Genomic DNA, 15,807 nt, shown 5'->3' with positions numbered 1-15,807 from the left:
CCGACAGGAGTGACCCTGTCGGCATCGCTTACGGTTGGGTTTCCAGCCAGTCATCCAACGTATACAGCGTTGCACCCGCCGCCGACATTTCTATAAAGGCGTTTGCACTGTCCTGGGGTTGAATATTAACCCCACGGCAGCCGTCGGTAATAACGCTGACGGTGTAGCCAAGATCGAGCGCATCCAGTACGGTGAATTTAACGCAATAGTCGGTTGCCAGACCCATGATGATGAGCTCGGCAATGCGGCGCTCGAGTAACCAAGCATTGAGCGCGGTAGCCTGACGACGACCGTTATCAAAAAACGCACTATAGCTGTCGACCAGCGGGTTCTCACCTTTAGTGAACGTTTGAGTTATCGCACGCTGGTTCAGCAGTGGATGCAGGGCTGCACCTGCGCTGTTTTGTACGCAATGATCGGGCCAGAACGTCTGCGCCAGTCCATCGAGTTGTCCCTGGCTGTAGGGCTCGACCTGATGCTGGCTGGCAAAACTGCCGTGATTAGCCGGGTGCCAGTCCAGACTGGCAACGACCATGTCGCCGCGTAAGGCACACCAGTCAATCAGACGGTTGGCAATATCGATTGTGCTGTCACCTTGTGGGACCGCGAGGGCACCACCGGCACAAAAGTCATTTTGTAAATCGACCAACAGTAAGGCTCGGGCCATGGGCATAGACTCCTTTAATCGTCAGGCGTGAGCTCACCACGCAGATTTTGCGTCATCGCTTCACGGATCGTCTGCGTATCCAGTCCCTGACTCAGCAAATAGTGCAGTTTGGTGAGTGTGGCTTCGACGGTCATATCCGCGCCGCCAATCACGCCAGCATGCGCCAGCGCATTGCCTGTCGCGTAGCCCCCCATGTTCACCTTGCCGGACATACACTGCGTAAGGTTCACCACCACAATGCCACGCGAACTCGCATCTTCAAGTTCTTTCAGGAACTCTTTATTCTGCGGCGCATTCCCCACGCCGTAGGAGCGCAAAATTAATGCTTTTACAGGTTGGCGCAGGAAGTTGCGTACTACATCAGCGGAGATCCCTGGATAAATGGTGACCACGCCAATCGGTTGCGGAGTGATAGGATGCACAATCAACTCACCTGTACCGTGAGGTGCGGGCGGAGTTCCCAGCCGACGAATGTGGATCCCGGCTTCCAGCAGTGGTGCAAGGTTGGGTGAGGCAAACGCGTCAAAACCATCAGCATGCGCTTTAGTGGTTCGATTGCCGCGAAACAATCGATTGTTGAAAAACAGGGTAACTTCATTGATCGGGTAATTTGCTGCAACGTACAGCGCATTCAGCAAATTGATTTGTCCGTCAGAACGTAGCTCTGCCAATGGGATTTGTGACCCTGTCACAATGACCGGCTTGCCCAGATTCTCCAGCATAAAAGAGAGCGCCGAAGCCGTAAACGCCATGGTGTCAGTGCCGTGCAGAATGACAAAACCATCGTAATCGTCGTAGTGCGCTTTAATGTCTTCCGCAATATGCTGCCAGTCTTCCGGCGTCATATCGGAGGAATCCATCAGCGGGGCGTATTCGTGGATGGTGAAGTCTGGCATCTCCGGACGGTGGAATTCAGGCATCAATGCCAGCTGGCGCTGCAGATGACCGGAAACGGGAATATAACCCTGTTCTGAGCGCTGCATACCAATGGTACCGCCGGTATAGGCAACGTAAATTGATTTTTTCTGCATGACTTTTCTTCTGTCTCAAAGAAAACCCCTCTTCATCCCGAAGAGGGGTCAATAGTTAGCGAACGTTGGCGCAGGTCAGGCAAAACGCATAGCGGTTTTGCGGATCATTGAATGCGGCCAGCTTATCGCTTTCGGCTTTTACTGCACTGGCCGCAGAGGCCAGCGGTGGTGGGAGCATAGCCTGAATGGCGTCAGGCAGCATGGCACGAACGGAGCCTGACATGCTGTCCATCACCATATCAACGAATGTCGATTCGTCCTGATAATACGCAATGTGCCATTGTTTCAGTTTGGCCAGCTCAGCCGCTTTCGCCACGGCGTCATCAAAATCACCCAGACTGTCTACCAGACCGTTGGCTTTCGCATCCTGGCCGGTCCAGACGTGGCCCTGCGCGATTTTGTCAATCTGCTCAGGTGTTGTCTTACGCGCATCTGCGACCAGTGTGATAAAGCGCTTATAGCCGTTCTCGATGCTCAGTTGCATCATTTGCTGCACTTCTGGTGGTAACGCTTTGGTGATGGAGATATCCGCCAGTGGGGATGTCGCCACGCCGTCGGTGTGTACGCCAATGGAATCCAGACTGTTCTCCACGGTGTTGATCACGCCAAAGATGCCGATTGAACCGGTCAGCGTGCTGGGGTTCGCCACAATGTAGCTTGCTGGGGTGGAGATCCAGTACCCACCGGATGCCGCCATGCCGCCCATGGACACCACAACCGGTTTACCCACCGCTTTTGCCGCAGCCAGCTCAGCACGAATGACTTCGGAGGCACTGACGCTGCCGCCAGGGCTGTTCACGCGCAGAACAATGGCTTTCACTTTCGGATCAAGACGCGCTTCGCGGATCTGCGCGGCAGTCGTGTCACCGCCCACATTCCCAGGGGTTTCTTCACCGTCCATAATCGCGCCATTGGCGAAGATAACGCCAATGCTGTCTCCAGTATCCGCTGGCGTTTTCAGTGAGTAATCGTAATAGCTGACAGCGCGATAATTTTTATCCGCTTTGTTCCAGCCAAACTGTTTGGTCAGCATTTTTTCGACTTCAGCGCTGGAGGCCAGTGCATCCACCAGTTTGTTGTCGAGCGCATATTTCGCGGTATCACCATCGACTTTTGTCAAACCGTCCAGCATGGCCTGTGCGCCAGGGAACACCTGCTGAGCAGGGATCTGGCGATTGGCAGCAACCGTATCGAGATAGTTCTGCCACAGCTCGCCGATCCAGCGGCTGTCGGCTTCACGCGCGGCAGGAGACATATCATCACGGATAAACGGTTCTACGGCAGACTTATAAGTCCCGACACGGAACACGTGCGTGGAAACTTTCAGCTTGTCGAGCAGGGACTTGTAGTACAAACCGTTGGTGGCAAAGCCGTGCAGATCAACGGAACCCTGTGGAGAAAGATAAATTTTATTGGCGAAACTGGCGAGGTAGTACTGCCCCTGGCTGAAGTTATCGCCTACGGCAAAGACCGGTTTGCCGCTGTCGCGGAATTCCCGCAGCGCTTTACCGATATACTGCATGGAAGGCTGGTCGGCCCCGGCAAAATTTTTCAGATCCATCACAATGCCGGTGATGTTACGATCATCTTTTGCCTGGCGAATAGTATTCACGATATCGAACAGGGAGTTTTCCTGCAGGCGATCGGAACTGGCACCAAACAGCTGACGACCAATAACGCTTAAGCGACTGGTGCTCGACGGCTTATCGACAATCACCCCCGAGATATCCAGCAGCAGTGCGCCTCGCTCAGCGTGTTCACTGGTATTGCTGCTGCTGACCTGCATCCAGATACCCACGCCCACCAGCACCAAGAAGATGAAGAACAGGTTAAGCACAAATTCACGGACGAAATTAAGTAATCGCCACGTCCATTTAAAAAATCCGGCAATAAATCGCCACAGGGTTCGCATGTATTCTCCCTACCGATTAACAACACGCCATCCCGAAATCCCGGAGAAAGGCGATAAGATGAGGCTATCGTAATGACCAGACAGGCACTTGTCAGCAGGAATCACCGCCTGTGCTGTAACAAAATCCGCTCACGTGTTAATTTTGTGAACAAATCTCATTGTTGGAGTTAAGCAAATGGATGCACTCGAATTACTTATCACCCGTCGTAGCGCTTCTCGTCTTGTCGAGCCGGCCCCGGCCGGAGAGCAACTGCAAAACATTCTGCGGGCGGGAATGCGCGCACCGGACCACAAAACGCTGCAACCATGGCAATTCTATGTCATTGAGGGGGAAGGGCGTGAACGCTTTAGCACCGTACTTGAGAAAGGCGCGATTGCCGCAGGTAGCGATGAGAAAGCTCAGGAAAAAGCGCGCAACGCACCGTTTCGCGCGCCGCTGATTATTACCGTGGTGGCGAAATGTGAAGAAAACGACAAGGTTCCTCTGTGGGAACAAGAAATGTCTGCCGGTTGTGCGGTGATGGCTATGCAGATGGCCGCAATTGCCCAGGGCTTTGGCGGTATCTGGCGCAGTGGTGCATTAACCGAAAGTGCGGTCGTTCGTGAAGCATTCGACTGTCGCCCGCAAGATAAAATCGTCGGTTTCCTCTATCTGGGCACACCGCAGCTAAAAGCATCCACGACGATCAACCTTGCCGATCCGAGCGCATTCGTCCGTTATTTCTGATATCAACGGCAAAACTGTCTGGATTCTGAGCAAAGACACTCGAATTCAGACAGTCACTCTTACCACATCATGGAATGAGCGCTACCATATCCGGATTGCAATGACAGGAGATGTCCATGAGCGAGCAAGCTATTCGTTTAACGCAATACAGCCACGGAGCCGGTTGCGGTTGTAAAATTTCCCCAAAAGTGCTGGAAACCATCCTGCACAGCGAGCAGGCGAAGTTTGTTGATCCGAACTTACTTGTGGGTAATGAAACTCGCGACGACGCGGCCGTATACGATTTGGGAAACGGCACCAGCGTTATCAGCACCACCGATTTCTTTATGCCGATTGTCGATAATCCGTTTGATTTTGGCCGCATCGCCGCCACTAACGCCATCAGCGATATTTTCGCCATGGGCGGCAAACCGATTATGGCAATTGCTATTCTGGGCTGGCCGCTGGATAAGTTGGCGCCGGAAATTGCCCGCGAAGTCACCGAAGGCGGACGTTTTGCATGCCGTCAGGCGGGTATTGCGCTGGCGGGCGGCCACTCTATCGATGCCCCTGAGCCTATCTTTGGCCTTGCGGTAACCGGCGTTGTGCCGACCGAACGCGTGAAGAAAAACAGCACCGCAGAGGCAGGGTGTAAGTTATTCCTGACCAAGCCTCTGGGGATTGGCGTTCTGACGACAGCAGAGAAAAAATCACTACTGAAGGAAGAACACAAAGGACTGGCGACAGAAGTGATGTGTCGGATGAACATTGCCGGTGCGGCATTCGCCGATATCGACGGCGTGAAAGCCATGACCGACGTTACCGGTTTTGGTCTGCTGGGGCATCTGAGTGAAATGTGTCAGGGCGCAGGCGTTCAGGCGCAAATTATCTACCAGGATATTCCTAAGCTGCCTGGCGTTGAAGAATACATCGCGCAGGGTGCAGTACCCGGCGGTACCCAACGTAACTTTGCCAGCTACGGACACCTGATGGGTGAAATGCCGCAATCGGTACGCGATCTGTTGTGCGATCCGCAAACTTCCGGTGGCCTACTGCTGGCGGTAACGCCGGAAGCTGAAGCCGAAGTGAAAGCGGCAGCGGCGCAGTTCGGTATCGATCTCACCGCCATTGGTGAGTTAGTGGAAGCTCGTGGCGGTCGCGCCATGGTTGAGATTCGTTAACTCGATGCGGTTGTTTATTGCCGAAAAACCAAGTCTGGCGCGTGCTATCGCCGATGTGCTGCCAAAGCCGCATCGCAAAGGCGATGGTTTTATCGAATGCGGAAATGGACAAGTGGTGACCTGGTGTATTGGTCACCTGCTTGAACAGGCGCAGCCGGATGCCTACGACAGTCGTTATGCTCGCTGGAGTCTGGTCGATCTGCCGATTGTCCCGGAAAAGTGGCAACTGCAACCGCGCCCCTCGGTGACCAAACAGCTCAACGTCATTAAGCGCTTTTTGCATGAGGCCAGCGAAGTTATTCACGCCGGTGACCCCGATCGTGAAGGGCAACTGCTGGTGGATGAAGTGCTGGATTACCTGCAACTGGCGCCTGAAAAGCGCCAGAAGGTGCAGCGTTGCCTGATTAACGACCTCAACCCGCAGGCCGTTGAGCGGGCTATTGAGCGGCTGCGCGCCAACAGTGAGTTTATTCCGCTGTGCGTGTCGGCACTGGCGCGAGCGCGTGCGGACTGGTTGTACGGTATCAATATGACGCGCGCTTACACCATTCTCGGACGTAACGCGGGCTATCAGGGCGTACTTTCGGTCGGGCGCGTACAAACGCCGGTGCTCGGGCTGGTTGTGCGTCGTGATGAAGAGATTGAGAACTTCGTCGCCAAAGACTTCTTCGAAGTGAAAGCGCATATCGTAACGCCCGCCGATGAGCGGTTTACCGCTATCTGGCAGCCGAGCGAAGCGTGTGAGCCGTATCAGGATGAAGAAGGGCGCTTGCTGAATCGCACGCTGGCTGAACACGTGGTGAACCGAATTAACGGTCAACCGGCGATAGTCACCAGCTATAACGATAAACGGGAATCAGAATCCGCGCCGTTACCGTTCTCGCTGTCGGCGTTGCAGATTGAAGCGGCGAAGCGCTTCGGTTTAAGTGCGCAAAACGTTCTGGATATCTGCCAGAAGTTGTATGAAACCCATAAGTTGATTACCTATCCGCGTTCGGATAGCCGTTATCTGCCGGAAGAGCATTTTGCCGGACGTCATGCGGTACTGAACGCGATTAGCGTCCATGCACCGGATCTGCTCCCGCAACCGGCGGTCAATCCCGATACGCGAAATCGCTGTTGGGACGACAAAAAAGTGGATGCGCACCACGCCATCATTCCTACCGCGCGCAGTTCGTCCATCAATCTGAATGACAACGAAGCGAAAATTTACAACCTGATTGCCCGTCAGTATCTGATGCAATTTTGCGCAGACGCGGTATTCAGGAAGTGCGTTATTGAGCTGGATATTGCCAAAGGCAAGTTTGTCGCTAAAGCGCGTTTTCTGGCGGAAGCCGGATGGCGCACGCTGCTCGGCAATAAAGAGCGCGACGAAGATAATGACGGGACGCCGCTGCCGGTGGTGGCAAAAGATGACGAACTGCTGTGCGAAAAAGGCGAAGTGGTTGAACGTCAGACTCAACCACCACGTCACTTTACCGATGCCACGCTGCTGTCAGCGATGACCGGGATTGCGCGATTCGTGCAGGATAAAGATCTGAAAAAGATCCTGCGCGCAACGGATGGTTTAGGTACGGAAGCGACGCGCGCCGGTATTATCGAACTGCTGTTTAAGCGCGGGTTCCTGGTGAAAAAAGGGCGGTATATTCATTCGACCGACGCGGGAAAAGCGCTGTTCCACTCGTTGCCAGAAATGGCGACGCGCCCGGACATGACCGCGCACTGGGAATCTATACTGACCCAAATTAGCGAAAAGCAATGTCGCTATCAGGATTTCATGCAGCCGCTGGTGGGGACGCTGTATCAGCTTATCGATCAGGCGCGCAGCACACCGGTACGACGCTTTCGTGGAATTGCTGCACCTGGCGGCAGTGGTGGCGATAAGAAAAAGAGTGCGCCGCGTAAACGTCCGGCGAAAAAAAGCCCGCCATCTGAAGAGGCGGGTCTGTAAGTTTGTAGGCCTGATAAGCATAGCGCATCAGGCTTAGCCGGATACGGCACCCGTGCCTTATCCGGCCTACGGGCCTGCAGAGACAATATTAAATCACACCCTGACCCAACATCGCGTCGGCAACCTTTACGAAGCCTGCGATGTTGGCGCCACGTACGTAGTTGGTCTGCTTGCTTTCGCCGCCGTATTCAACGCAGGCATGGTGAATATCCAGCATGATGTGGTGCAGGCGCGCATCCACTTTCTCCGCTTTCCAGCCCAGACGAGCGGCGTTTTGCGCCATTTCCAGACCGGATGTCGCTACACCACCGGCGTTGGCGGCTTTACCCGGTGCGAACAGTACACCTGCCTCGAGGAACAGATCGGTGGCCTCGATAGTGGTCGGCATGTTTGCCCCTTCGGCGACAGCTTTCACGCCGTTGGCGATCAATACGCGTGCTGCATCGACATCCAGCTCGTTCTGCGTGGCACACGGCAGGGCGATATCGACCGGAACCGACCACGGCTGTTTGCCTTCCAGATAGGTCAGGCCAAATTCACGGGCGTAATCTGCTACACGACCGTCGCGGCTGTCTTTGATTGCGCACAGGCGCGCCAGTTTTTCTTTGGTAAATCCGCTTTCGTCGACTACGGTACCGCTGGAATCGGAGGCGGTAACCACCCGCGCGCCAAACTCCATGGCTTTCTCAATGGCGAATTGCGCCACGTTACCGGAGCCAGAAACCGCTACGCGCATGCCTTCAAAGCCCAGACCATGGCGTTTGAGCATCGCTTCGGTGAAATACACCAGACCGTAGCCGGTGGCTTCCGGGCGGATCAGACTGCCGCCGAAAGAGAGACCTTTACCGGTAAAGACGCAGGCGCTGTTGTTGGAGAGTTTTTTCATCATCCCGGCCATAAAGCCGACTTCACGGCCACCCACACCGATATCGCCCGCCGGAACGTCGGTATCGGGACCTAAATGGCGGAACAGTTCGGTCATCAGCGCCTGGCAGAAACGCATGATTTCGCCTTCGCTTTTCCCTTTCGGATCGAAATCGCTCCCGCCTTTACCCCCGCCCATTGGTAGCGTGGTGAGGGCATTCTTAAACGTCTGCTCGAAGCCAAGGAATTTCAGGATCGACAGGTTCACGGAAGGGTGGAAACGCATACCGCCTTTGTATGGGCCAATGGCAGAGCTAAACTGCACGCGCCATGCGCGGTTGACCTGCACCTGATTGCGGTCGTCCAGCCAGACTACGCGGAACTGGATCACGCGCTCCGGTTCAACCAGACGTTCCAGCAATGACATCTGGCGATAACGCGGGTTTTGCTCAAGGAAAGGCCACAGCGTGGTCATTACCTCACGAACGGCTTGCGCGAACTCGGTTTGATTCGGGTCGCGCTTTTGCACATGGTTAAGGAATGACTCCAGAGAACATGTCTGATCCATAGATATAAGAACCTCTTATGTATTGATATGGTTATATTTTTGATTTTTGTGTTAAGTGTTGTGCAGTTTTTGACTATACCATCAGCACTGTGACGCGACGCAAGAAAAAATTAACCCCGCTAAGTAAATTAATATTGCGTCGTGGGTCATAACCAAAAACGATGATCGAAGAGGCTAAAGTTTCTGCCGATTTATACCGTTATACTGAGCATAATTGTCAGTTAAAAAGGAAAGAATATGCGCCGTTTAATCGTGGCAGGCGTGTTGGCCCTGGTGTCTAGCGCGACGCTGGCAAATCAGCCTTATCGCCCGGATGTGCAGGTTAACGTACCGCCGGAAGTATTCAGTTCCAGCGGTCAGCGGGCGCAGCCCTGTAGCCAGTGCTGTATTTATCAGGATCAAAACTATTCAGAAGGGGCAGTGATTAAAGCTGACGGCGTCTTGCTTCAGTGCCAACGCGATGAGAAAACGATCAGCACAAATCCACTTGTCTGGCGTCGCGTAAAAGAATAAACGCTTCCAGTAGTGGAATATCGGCAGGCGCCAGCGGATAACGCAGCGCCTCTTCGGGTGAACACCAGACGATATCCTGATGTTCATACGCCTTCAGTTCCCCCTGATATGACGGTACATGCCAGGCATGTAAGTGAATCAGTCGGCCCGAAATCTCGCGTTGATGGCTGGCAATGTAGCGCCCCACGACTGCCTCAATGCCCAACTCTTCACGCAGTTCACGAAACAGCGCCTCGGGCTGACTTTCGCCCGATTCAACCTTACCGCCGGCAAACTCCCACATGCCTGACTGATCCGCATGTAGCGGACGCTGAGCCAGTAAAATTTTGCCATCACGTTCAATGATAGCGGCGACCACGTCGAGGGTTTTCATTATATTCATCAAAATCTAACAGCAGAAAATGACATACTATCGTTATCTTTGTTTTATCTAAAGTATTCAGGAGCCACCGTTGAACGAACCTCAGTCGTGGGTAAAGCCGTTAACGCGTATCCCTTCCAGTCTAAAACCGCTCGTTGCTACGCAGAAAAAACATTATGGCGATGTGCTGCATCCCACGCGCTGGTGGGGGCGAATGCCGTTTCTGTTCTGGCTGGTGGCGCTGTTTGTCGGGTTTCTGGAGCGTAAAAAGGCGCGCTTAACGCCGGTGATGCGCGCGCTGTTGATGACCCGCGTTTCTCAGGTGTGCCACTGCGCTTTCTGCGTTGATGCCAACAGTTTACGGCTGGCTGAACGCTGTGGCGCGCTGGATAAAGTCTTACAGGTTGCCAACTGGCAAGAATCGGCGCTATTTAGCGCAGAAGAGCAAGTAGCTCTGGCCTATGCCGATGCGGTGACCGCAACGCCTCCACAGGTTGATGATGCGCTGAAAGCGCAGATGAAGCAGCATTTTACCGATGATGCCATTACGGAAATGACCGCGCTGATTGCGTTTCAAAATCTCTCTGCGCGTTTTAATGCTGCTCTCGATATTCCTTCCCAGGGGCTGTGCGACAGCTTTAAAGGACGCCCGCATGCTTGATCGTCATATTCATCCGCGATTAAAACCGCTTTTGCATCGCTGCGTAAGCATTATTGATAAACCGGCGATTACCCCGGACGGGCTTACGCTGGTCGGTTTTGCCATTGGCGTGTTGGCCTTGCCATTTTTGGCGTTAGGCTGGTATCTGGCAGCGCTGGCGGTCATTGTGCTCAATCGGCTTTTTGATGGGCTGGATGGGGCTCTGGCGCGGCGCAGAGGGCTAACCGACGCAGGCGGATTTCTTGATATCACGCTCGATTTTCTGTTTTACGCCTTAGTGCCATTCGGTTTTATGCTCGCCGATCCGGCGGCTAACTCGCTGGCTGGCGGCTGGCTGCTGTTCGCCTTTATGGGAACCGGCAGCAGCTTTCTGGCCTTTGCCGCGCTGGCGGCGAAACATCAAATTGATAACCCGGGCTACGCGCATAAATCGTTTTATTATCTGGGGGGACTGACCGAAGGTACTGAGACGATTTTGCTATTTGTGTTGGGTTGTCTGTTCCCGGAATATTTTGCCGTGATGGCGTGGGTCTTTGGCGCGCTGTGCTGGATGACGACGTTTACCCGGATCTGGAGCGGATACCTGACACTGAAAGCGGTCCAGCGTCAGGCGTAGCGTATTGCGTTGCCGGATATGCTTATCCGGCAATAATGACAATCTTACTTACTGGCGTCCGGGCCCCGTTCACCGCTGGCAACCGGATTTTTTGGATTGCTGCTCCACTCATACCAGCCGCCGTCGTAGACGGAGACGTTTTTCCAGCCCATCGCGCGGGCATACATAAACGTTTCTGAAGCGCGCCAGCCGGTACCGCAATAGAAAGAGACCTGTTGATTCGGCAGGATATTCCATTGCTTCCACATGGCGGCGATGTCATCCGCGCTGCGCATGGTGCCATCCGGGTTATGAAAATCTTCCATATGCGTGGAGTCGCTGCCTGCGTGGCCCCAACGTGCACCTGCAATCTCACCTTTTGGCTTAATGTAGCTATAGCCGCTGGTGGTACCGACAAATTCTGGCCATGAACGAATGCTCACCAAAGACGCATCCTGGCGATGCAGCAGACCGCGAGCCTGTTCCATATCGAGCATCAACTGCGGCTGGGCAGGGATTTTCACGCCGAAATCAGGTTCTGGTTTCACCGTTGGCGGAGTGCCGCGCTCGACCGGTAAACCTGAGTCGGACCAGGTTTGCCAACCGCCGTCGAGAAGACGAACATCTTTCACGCCTGCATACAGCATAATTTGCGCCACGCGAGCGGCGGCATAGACATCGCGACCGTATAAAATCACCGTGGTGTCGTGGCGGATACCGTGTTTCGCCAGCATCGCTTTGAGCTGCGCGTCGGAAACTTTATTCCAAAGCGGTTCGCTTTCAACTTCGTTGGTATCAATGTAGCCCGCACCAGGGATGTGGCTGAGCAGATACAACTTCGGCGCGCCCCAGGCGGCCTCAATCACTTTCCAGTCACCCGCCGGTTTAGCGGTTACGTTTTTACCCTGCTGCAGGTCGTTCAGCCACTGCGGGTACACCAGCTGTTCGAAGTGCGGCAGACGTTGCAGGCGGGCTGGGTCCGTAAGCGCATCGCTGAGGGTGGAGATATGGTTAAAGCCAACTTTTTGCAGGCGGGCTTTGACAGCCTGTATGTCGTTATCGCTACCATACAGCGCTACTGGCGCATCAGTTTTCAACTGATGTGACTGAACCCAGGCGCTGAGTTGTTCATCATTCATCTTGTCGAGCCAGGCGGCAGACAGGTTCAGTGCGGAAGGTTCGTGTCCTGAAGGACCATTAAGCGACTGCGGCCAGCCGTTGTAAAAAGCGCTCTGACGGGTATCGATCGCCGCGCCTTGCTTTTGCTGTAACTGGTCGAGGGTGAGCGTCTGTGCTGTTTCAGTAGCCCAGGAAGAAGCGCAAGCGAGCCCTAAAGCCAGTGCCAGCGCGGTCATTTGAGAAACACGTTTCATCGAATAGCCCGACGTTGAAAAAAAGAGGACGACATTCTGTGCCGCCGGTTACGTAAAAACCTTGCGTTAACGCAGCATATCGCCACATTCACGCCCAGTTTTCCATCTGAAGTACGCGGCCTGCAGGCGGAATGTCCTGCGCGTCATGGGTCACCTGTACTACCGGGATCCCTAGCTTACGCACCTCGGTGAAGACCCATTGGCGAAAGGTGTCGCGTAGCGACGCATCCAGCCGACTAAAGGGTTCATCAAGTAACAGTGCCTGGGGCTGCGCCAGTAGCGCGCGGAGCAGGGCGACACGCGAGCGTTGTCCGCCGGAGAGCGACGCCGGATCGCGCGAATAAAAACCGGCCAGGTCAGCGCGTGCGAGAGCACTTTCCACCGCATGTCGTCTGGCGGAACCCTGCAGGCTGGCAGGTAGGGCCAGCAGTAAATTCTGCCCAACGCTGAAATGGTCAAACAACAACGCATCCTGGAACAGAATGCCAATCTGGCGCTGCGCCGTAGGCAGCGCGTCAACGCGTCGTTCGTTGAGCCACAGCTCGCCTGATGCCTGAAACTGAGGCGACAACGCCCCGACCATCCACGAAAACAACGAAGACTTTCCGCTGCCGGAAGACCCCATAATCGTGACAATGTCACTTTTGTCCACCTGAAAGGTAACGTTCTTCAGCAGCGCAGTCGCACCCTGGTACAACGAAACGTTTTGCACAATGAGCATTAGCGGAGTCCTTGTCGAAAGCGGCCAATCCACGCGGCGAGAAAGGCTGCGAGTGCGAAAACGAGCAGTGGTAGAAGAAGCTGCCACAACGCTTGTGTTGCCAGAATCTCGCTGCTACCGCCGCTGCTTAATGCCACCGCTTCGGTGGTCAGAGTGGAATAGCGTCCGGCACCTAACCACAGCGTCGGCATATACTGGGCGATACTGACCGAGAAGCCAACCGCGAAGGCAATCAATGCCGGGCGCACCAGCTGCGGGCATTTCACCAGCCAGAATATCCGCCCCTGCGACCAGCCCAGCGTTTGTGCAATCAAAATTAATCGCGGGTCAATGCGCTGCCAGGCCGGTTTAAGCACAAATAGCATCCAGGGCATCACCCACAGCAGGTGGCCCCAGATAATGGTCGTCATCAGTCCATCCTGTCCGGCATATAACGCCAGCAGATATTGTCCGGTTACCAATGGTAGCGCAGGCAAAATGAGCGGTAGCCAGACCCAGCGGTGCCCGGTTTGTGGGCCCCATTCCAGCCAGACAAAAAGTATCAGTAGCGCTAACACGCTGGAAAGAAGCCCTAGCTGCAGGCTATTGCTGAGCGCCTCGTGGTTTAGTGAGGAATAGCTGGCGATAAGCGCCAGTACAAGCGTGCATACCACACCGCTGACGGGCAAGATCTGTACCAGCGGGCGTGCGATTGTTATAGGTGAAAAATGCAGGCGTTCACCATTTACTGCCGGGATAGTACGTCGCCAGGCGCGCCACAACAGATAACTCACCAGCGCGATAATGAGGAGTAACAGCACCAGCAACAGGCTGGCGAGTGCGCCTTTCGCCTGCTGTTCGACATCGCCCTGACTGAGCCATTGCCAGCTCAATACGGCCAGTGTTGGCGGATTTCCGGGGCCGAGGACGATTGCCACATCCACAACGGAGAGTGACCAGGCAACAATCGCCAGCATAGCTTTGCCTAATGCCGGGCCGATAGCGGGCAGTACCAGCCAGTTCAGGCATTGCAGTCGGCTGTAACCCAGCGAATCCAGCACGATAACCTGCTGCGAAAGTTGTTTTTCACTCAGTAGAGCCGAGAGGATCCATAACAAAAAAGCGCTCTCTTTCACCGCCAGCGTCACGCCAAGCCCAATGCCGTAACGGTCTGGTTGTGGGCTGAGGAACGGTAGCCATTGCCAGATTTTACCGCCTTCGGCAAAAAACAACAGCACGCTGGTGGCGAAGGCAACATGCGGGATCGCCAGCAGCCACGGAAGACGGGTGCTTAGTCGCGCCCAGCCTGCACCGGGCCATAAAGCGAGGATCGCCAGCAGCGCGATGATTAGCGCGCCGCCGGCAGCCAGTCCTGTGGAAACAAGTGTCGCCAGTAACGCCTGCGGAAGTTGAGGGTCGGCAAAGAGAGCCAGCCAATGGGGTAGGCTAAGGGCTGGCGCTATCAGAGAGAAAGCCGCTGGCACCAACGGCAGATAAACTGCCGCCATGATGGCCCAGAGTAGCAAAATTAATGCGTACCGTAGCGGCGTAGCCATTCTTGTTCCAGAGCGTTTACCCAGGCAGCATGCGGTTCCGGCAGAACGGCAGGGAGTCCTTGTGGGATCCGCGCCAGCAGCGCATCACGCTGTTCGACAGGTAATTTTTGTGGATCAAGCACCGAAGGATCTCCCCAGACAGTTGAGTCGGCTTTACGCAGTTGTGCTTCGGGCGAAAGCAGGAAGTTTGCCACGACTTTTGCTCCGGCGCTGGCGCGGGCATTCGCCGGAATGGCAACAAAGTGCACGTTGCCGAGCATGCCCTGTGAGAAACCAAAACTGTAGCTGCTTTTAGGCAATTCGCCGCTGGCTACTTTTTGCTGCGCGTGGGCAGGGTTAAAGGTCAATGACAAATGCAGGGTGCCGCTATTGAGCAGTACATCCATTCGTGCTGGCGTGGGCGGAAAATCTTTGCCTTCACGCCAAAGTACAGGGTGCAAGGTATCAAGATAATGCCACAATGGCGCGGTAACGTCGGCGAATGTCGCTGCATCTGGCGCAACTTTCAATGCTTGTGGTTTGGTTGTGAGCGATATTAACAACTGCTCCAGAAACGCCGTGCCGGTAAAGTCTGGCGGGCGCGGATAGGTCACCGTGCCAGGGTGCGCCTGCGCAAATTCAAGCAGTGCTTGCGGAGATTGCGGCGGCTGCGCGGTGAGATCGCGCCGGGCAATAAAGGTGAGTTGGGCACCGCCCCACGGTGATTCAGCTCCCTCCGTTGGAACGGAGAAATCTTCGGTCACCGGTTTCTGGGTATCAACATAGCGCCAGTTAGGTAGCGTTTGCGCCCACTGAGTTTGCAGAAGCCCGGCTTCTTTCAGAGTGCGGAAGTTTTCGCCGTTAACCCACAATAAATCGACAGAACCCCCGGTTTTTCGCCCGGATGCTGCTTCTGTCTGGATACGTTTTACCGCGTCGGCGGCATCTGCGAGACGTACGATTTTCAGGTTAATGGCATAGTGCGTTTTCATCTCGCCGCTAACCCAATCGAGATACTGGTTAACTGCATTGTCGCCACCCCAGGCGTTGAACCACACCGTCTGACCGCGGGCATCATTTTTGATTTGTTGCCAGCCGTCGTCCTGGGCAAACGTCGCCAGCGGACAGAGCATTAAACTCAGGCACAATAAGCAGTAACGCATAGTATCTCCATGGCTAAAAATGGGGG

15 protein-coding genes are annotated in these 15,807 nt (G+C 54.7%); 6 read left to right on the top strand and 9 right to left on the bottom strand.

The features are described 5' to 3' along the window. Positions 1-28: 28 nt before the first annotated feature. Genes pncA through sppA form a run of 3 tightly spaced genes read right to left on the bottom strand, consistent with a single transcriptional unit; the run spans position 29 to position 3,610 of the window. Positions 29-667: a bifunctional nicotinamidase/pyrazinamidase gene (pncA, locus tag OGV85_RS09135; protein WP_032949101.1), complete on the bottom strand. Its 639-nt coding sequence runs from the start codon at positions 665-667 to the stop codon at positions 29-31. 14 nt (positions 668-681) lie between these two features. Then, positions 682-1,698: an asparaginase gene (gene ansA / locus OGV85_RS09130; RefSeq protein WP_003030673.1), complete on the bottom strand. Its 1,017-nt coding sequence runs from the start codon at positions 1,696-1,698 to the stop codon at positions 682-684. A gap of 55 nt (positions 1,699-1,753) precedes the next feature. Beyond that, positions 1,754-3,610, bottom strand: coding sequence for a signal peptide peptidase SppA (sppA, locus tag OGV85_RS09125; protein ID WP_061548487.1), 1,857 nt, complete (start codon positions 3,608-3,610; stop codon positions 1,754-1,756). Positions 3,611-3,785: 175 nt separating this feature from the next. Between sppA and OGV85_RS09120 the strand changes: the two genes are divergently transcribed. The 3 genes from OGV85_RS09120 to OGV85_RS09110 all read left to right on the top strand — a co-directional run bounded on the left by OGV85_RS09120 (position 3,786) and on the right by OGV85_RS09110 (position 7,448). Next, positions 3,786-4,337, top strand: a complete 552-nt coding sequence (locus tag OGV85_RS09120; protein ID WP_003030670.1) for an NAD(P)H nitroreductase — start codon at positions 3,786-3,788, stop codon at positions 4,335-4,337. Between the two features lie 116 nt (positions 4,338-4,453). After that, the gene (gene selD, locus OGV85_RS09115; protein WP_003840882.1) at positions 4,454-5,497 is read left to right on the top strand and encodes a selenide, water dikinase SelD; all 1,044 of its coding nucleotides are present in this window, start codon (positions 4,454-4,456) and stop codon (positions 5,495-5,497) included. Between the two features lie 4 nt (positions 5,498-5,501). Then, a complete protein-coding gene (locus OGV85_RS09110) occupies positions 5,502-7,448 on the top strand; it encodes a DNA topoisomerase III (RefSeq protein ID WP_003030667.1) in 1,947 nt (648 codons plus the stop codon). Between the two features lie 88 nt (positions 7,449-7,536). Here OGV85_RS09110 and gdhA read toward each other — a convergent pair whose 3' ends face one another. After that, positions 7,537-8,880: an NADP-specific glutamate dehydrogenase gene (gene gdhA / locus OGV85_RS09105; RefSeq protein WP_003832501.1), complete on the bottom strand. Its 1,344-nt coding sequence runs from the start codon at positions 8,878-8,880 to the stop codon at positions 7,537-7,539. 237 nt (positions 8,881-9,117) lie between these two features. On the opposite strand from gdhA, the gene OGV85_RS09100 reads away from it, so the two are divergent. Continuing rightward, a complete protein-coding gene (locus tag OGV85_RS09100) occupies positions 9,118-9,393 on the top strand; it encodes a YnjH family protein (protein WP_003840883.1) in 276 nt (91 codons plus the stop codon). On the opposite strand, the gene OGV85_RS09095 is transcribed toward OGV85_RS09100, so the two are convergent. Then, positions 9,353-9,766, bottom strand: coding sequence for a pyrimidine (deoxy)nucleoside triphosphate diphosphatase (locus OGV85_RS09095; RefSeq protein WP_061548486.1), 414 nt, complete (start codon positions 9,764-9,766; stop codon positions 9,353-9,355). The genes OGV85_RS09100 and OGV85_RS09095 overlap by 41 nt on opposite strands. A 79-nt stretch (positions 9,767-9,845) precedes the next feature. Between OGV85_RS09095 and OGV85_RS09090 the strand changes: the two genes are divergently transcribed. Together OGV85_RS09090 and OGV85_RS09085 are read left to right on the top strand one after the other, a co-directional pair. Then, the gene (locus OGV85_RS09090; protein WP_003030660.1) at positions 9,846-10,415 is read left to right on the top strand and encodes a carboxymuconolactone decarboxylase family protein; all 570 of its coding nucleotides are present in this window, start codon (positions 9,846-9,848) and stop codon (positions 10,413-10,415) included. Beyond that, entirely contained in the window at positions 10,408-11,031 is a 624-nt protein-coding gene (locus OGV85_RS09085; RefSeq protein ID WP_003846635.1) for a CDP-alcohol phosphatidyltransferase family protein, read from the top strand. Before OGV85_RS09090 ends, OGV85_RS09085 begins: the two co-directional genes overlap by 8 nt. 44 nt (positions 11,032-11,075) lie before the next feature. Here the strand turns inward: OGV85_RS09085 and OGV85_RS09080 are convergent, their stop codons facing one another. The 4 genes from OGV85_RS09080 to OGV85_RS09065 form a co-directional block, all read right to left on the bottom strand. Beyond that, entirely contained in the window at positions 11,076-12,383 is a 1,308-nt protein-coding gene (locus OGV85_RS09080; RefSeq protein ID WP_061548485.1) for a sulfurtransferase, read from the bottom strand. A gap of 88 nt (positions 12,384-12,471) precedes the next feature. After that, positions 12,472-13,104, bottom strand: a complete 633-nt coding sequence (locus OGV85_RS09075) for an ATP-binding cassette domain-containing protein (protein WP_003030654.1) — start codon at positions 13,102-13,104, stop codon at positions 12,472-12,474. Continuing rightward, positions 13,104-14,639: an ABC transporter permease family protein gene (locus OGV85_RS09070; protein WP_061548484.1), complete on the bottom strand. Its 1,536-nt coding sequence runs from the start codon at positions 14,637-14,639 to the stop codon at positions 13,104-13,106. The genes OGV85_RS09075 and OGV85_RS09070 overlap by 1 nt, the downstream gene beginning before the upstream one ends. Further along, the gene (locus OGV85_RS09065) at positions 14,612-15,781 is read right to left on the bottom strand and encodes an ABC transporter substrate-binding protein (RefSeq protein ID WP_044712186.1); all 1,170 of its coding nucleotides are present in this window, start codon (positions 15,779-15,781) and stop codon (positions 14,612-14,614) included. The genes OGV85_RS09070 and OGV85_RS09065 overlap by 28 nt, the downstream gene beginning before the upstream one ends. Positions 15,782-15,807 lie beyond the last annotated feature (26 nt).

Source organism: Citrobacter sp. Cf132 (genome assembly GCF_030333885.1).
In the GTDB taxonomy this organism is placed as follows: domain Bacteria; phylum Pseudomonadota; class Gammaproteobacteria; order Enterobacterales; family Enterobacteriaceae; genus Citrobacter; species Citrobacter freundii.
The sequence above is the reverse complement of the archived record's forward strand: the minus strand, read 5'-3'. Positions and strand labels throughout refer to the sequence as shown.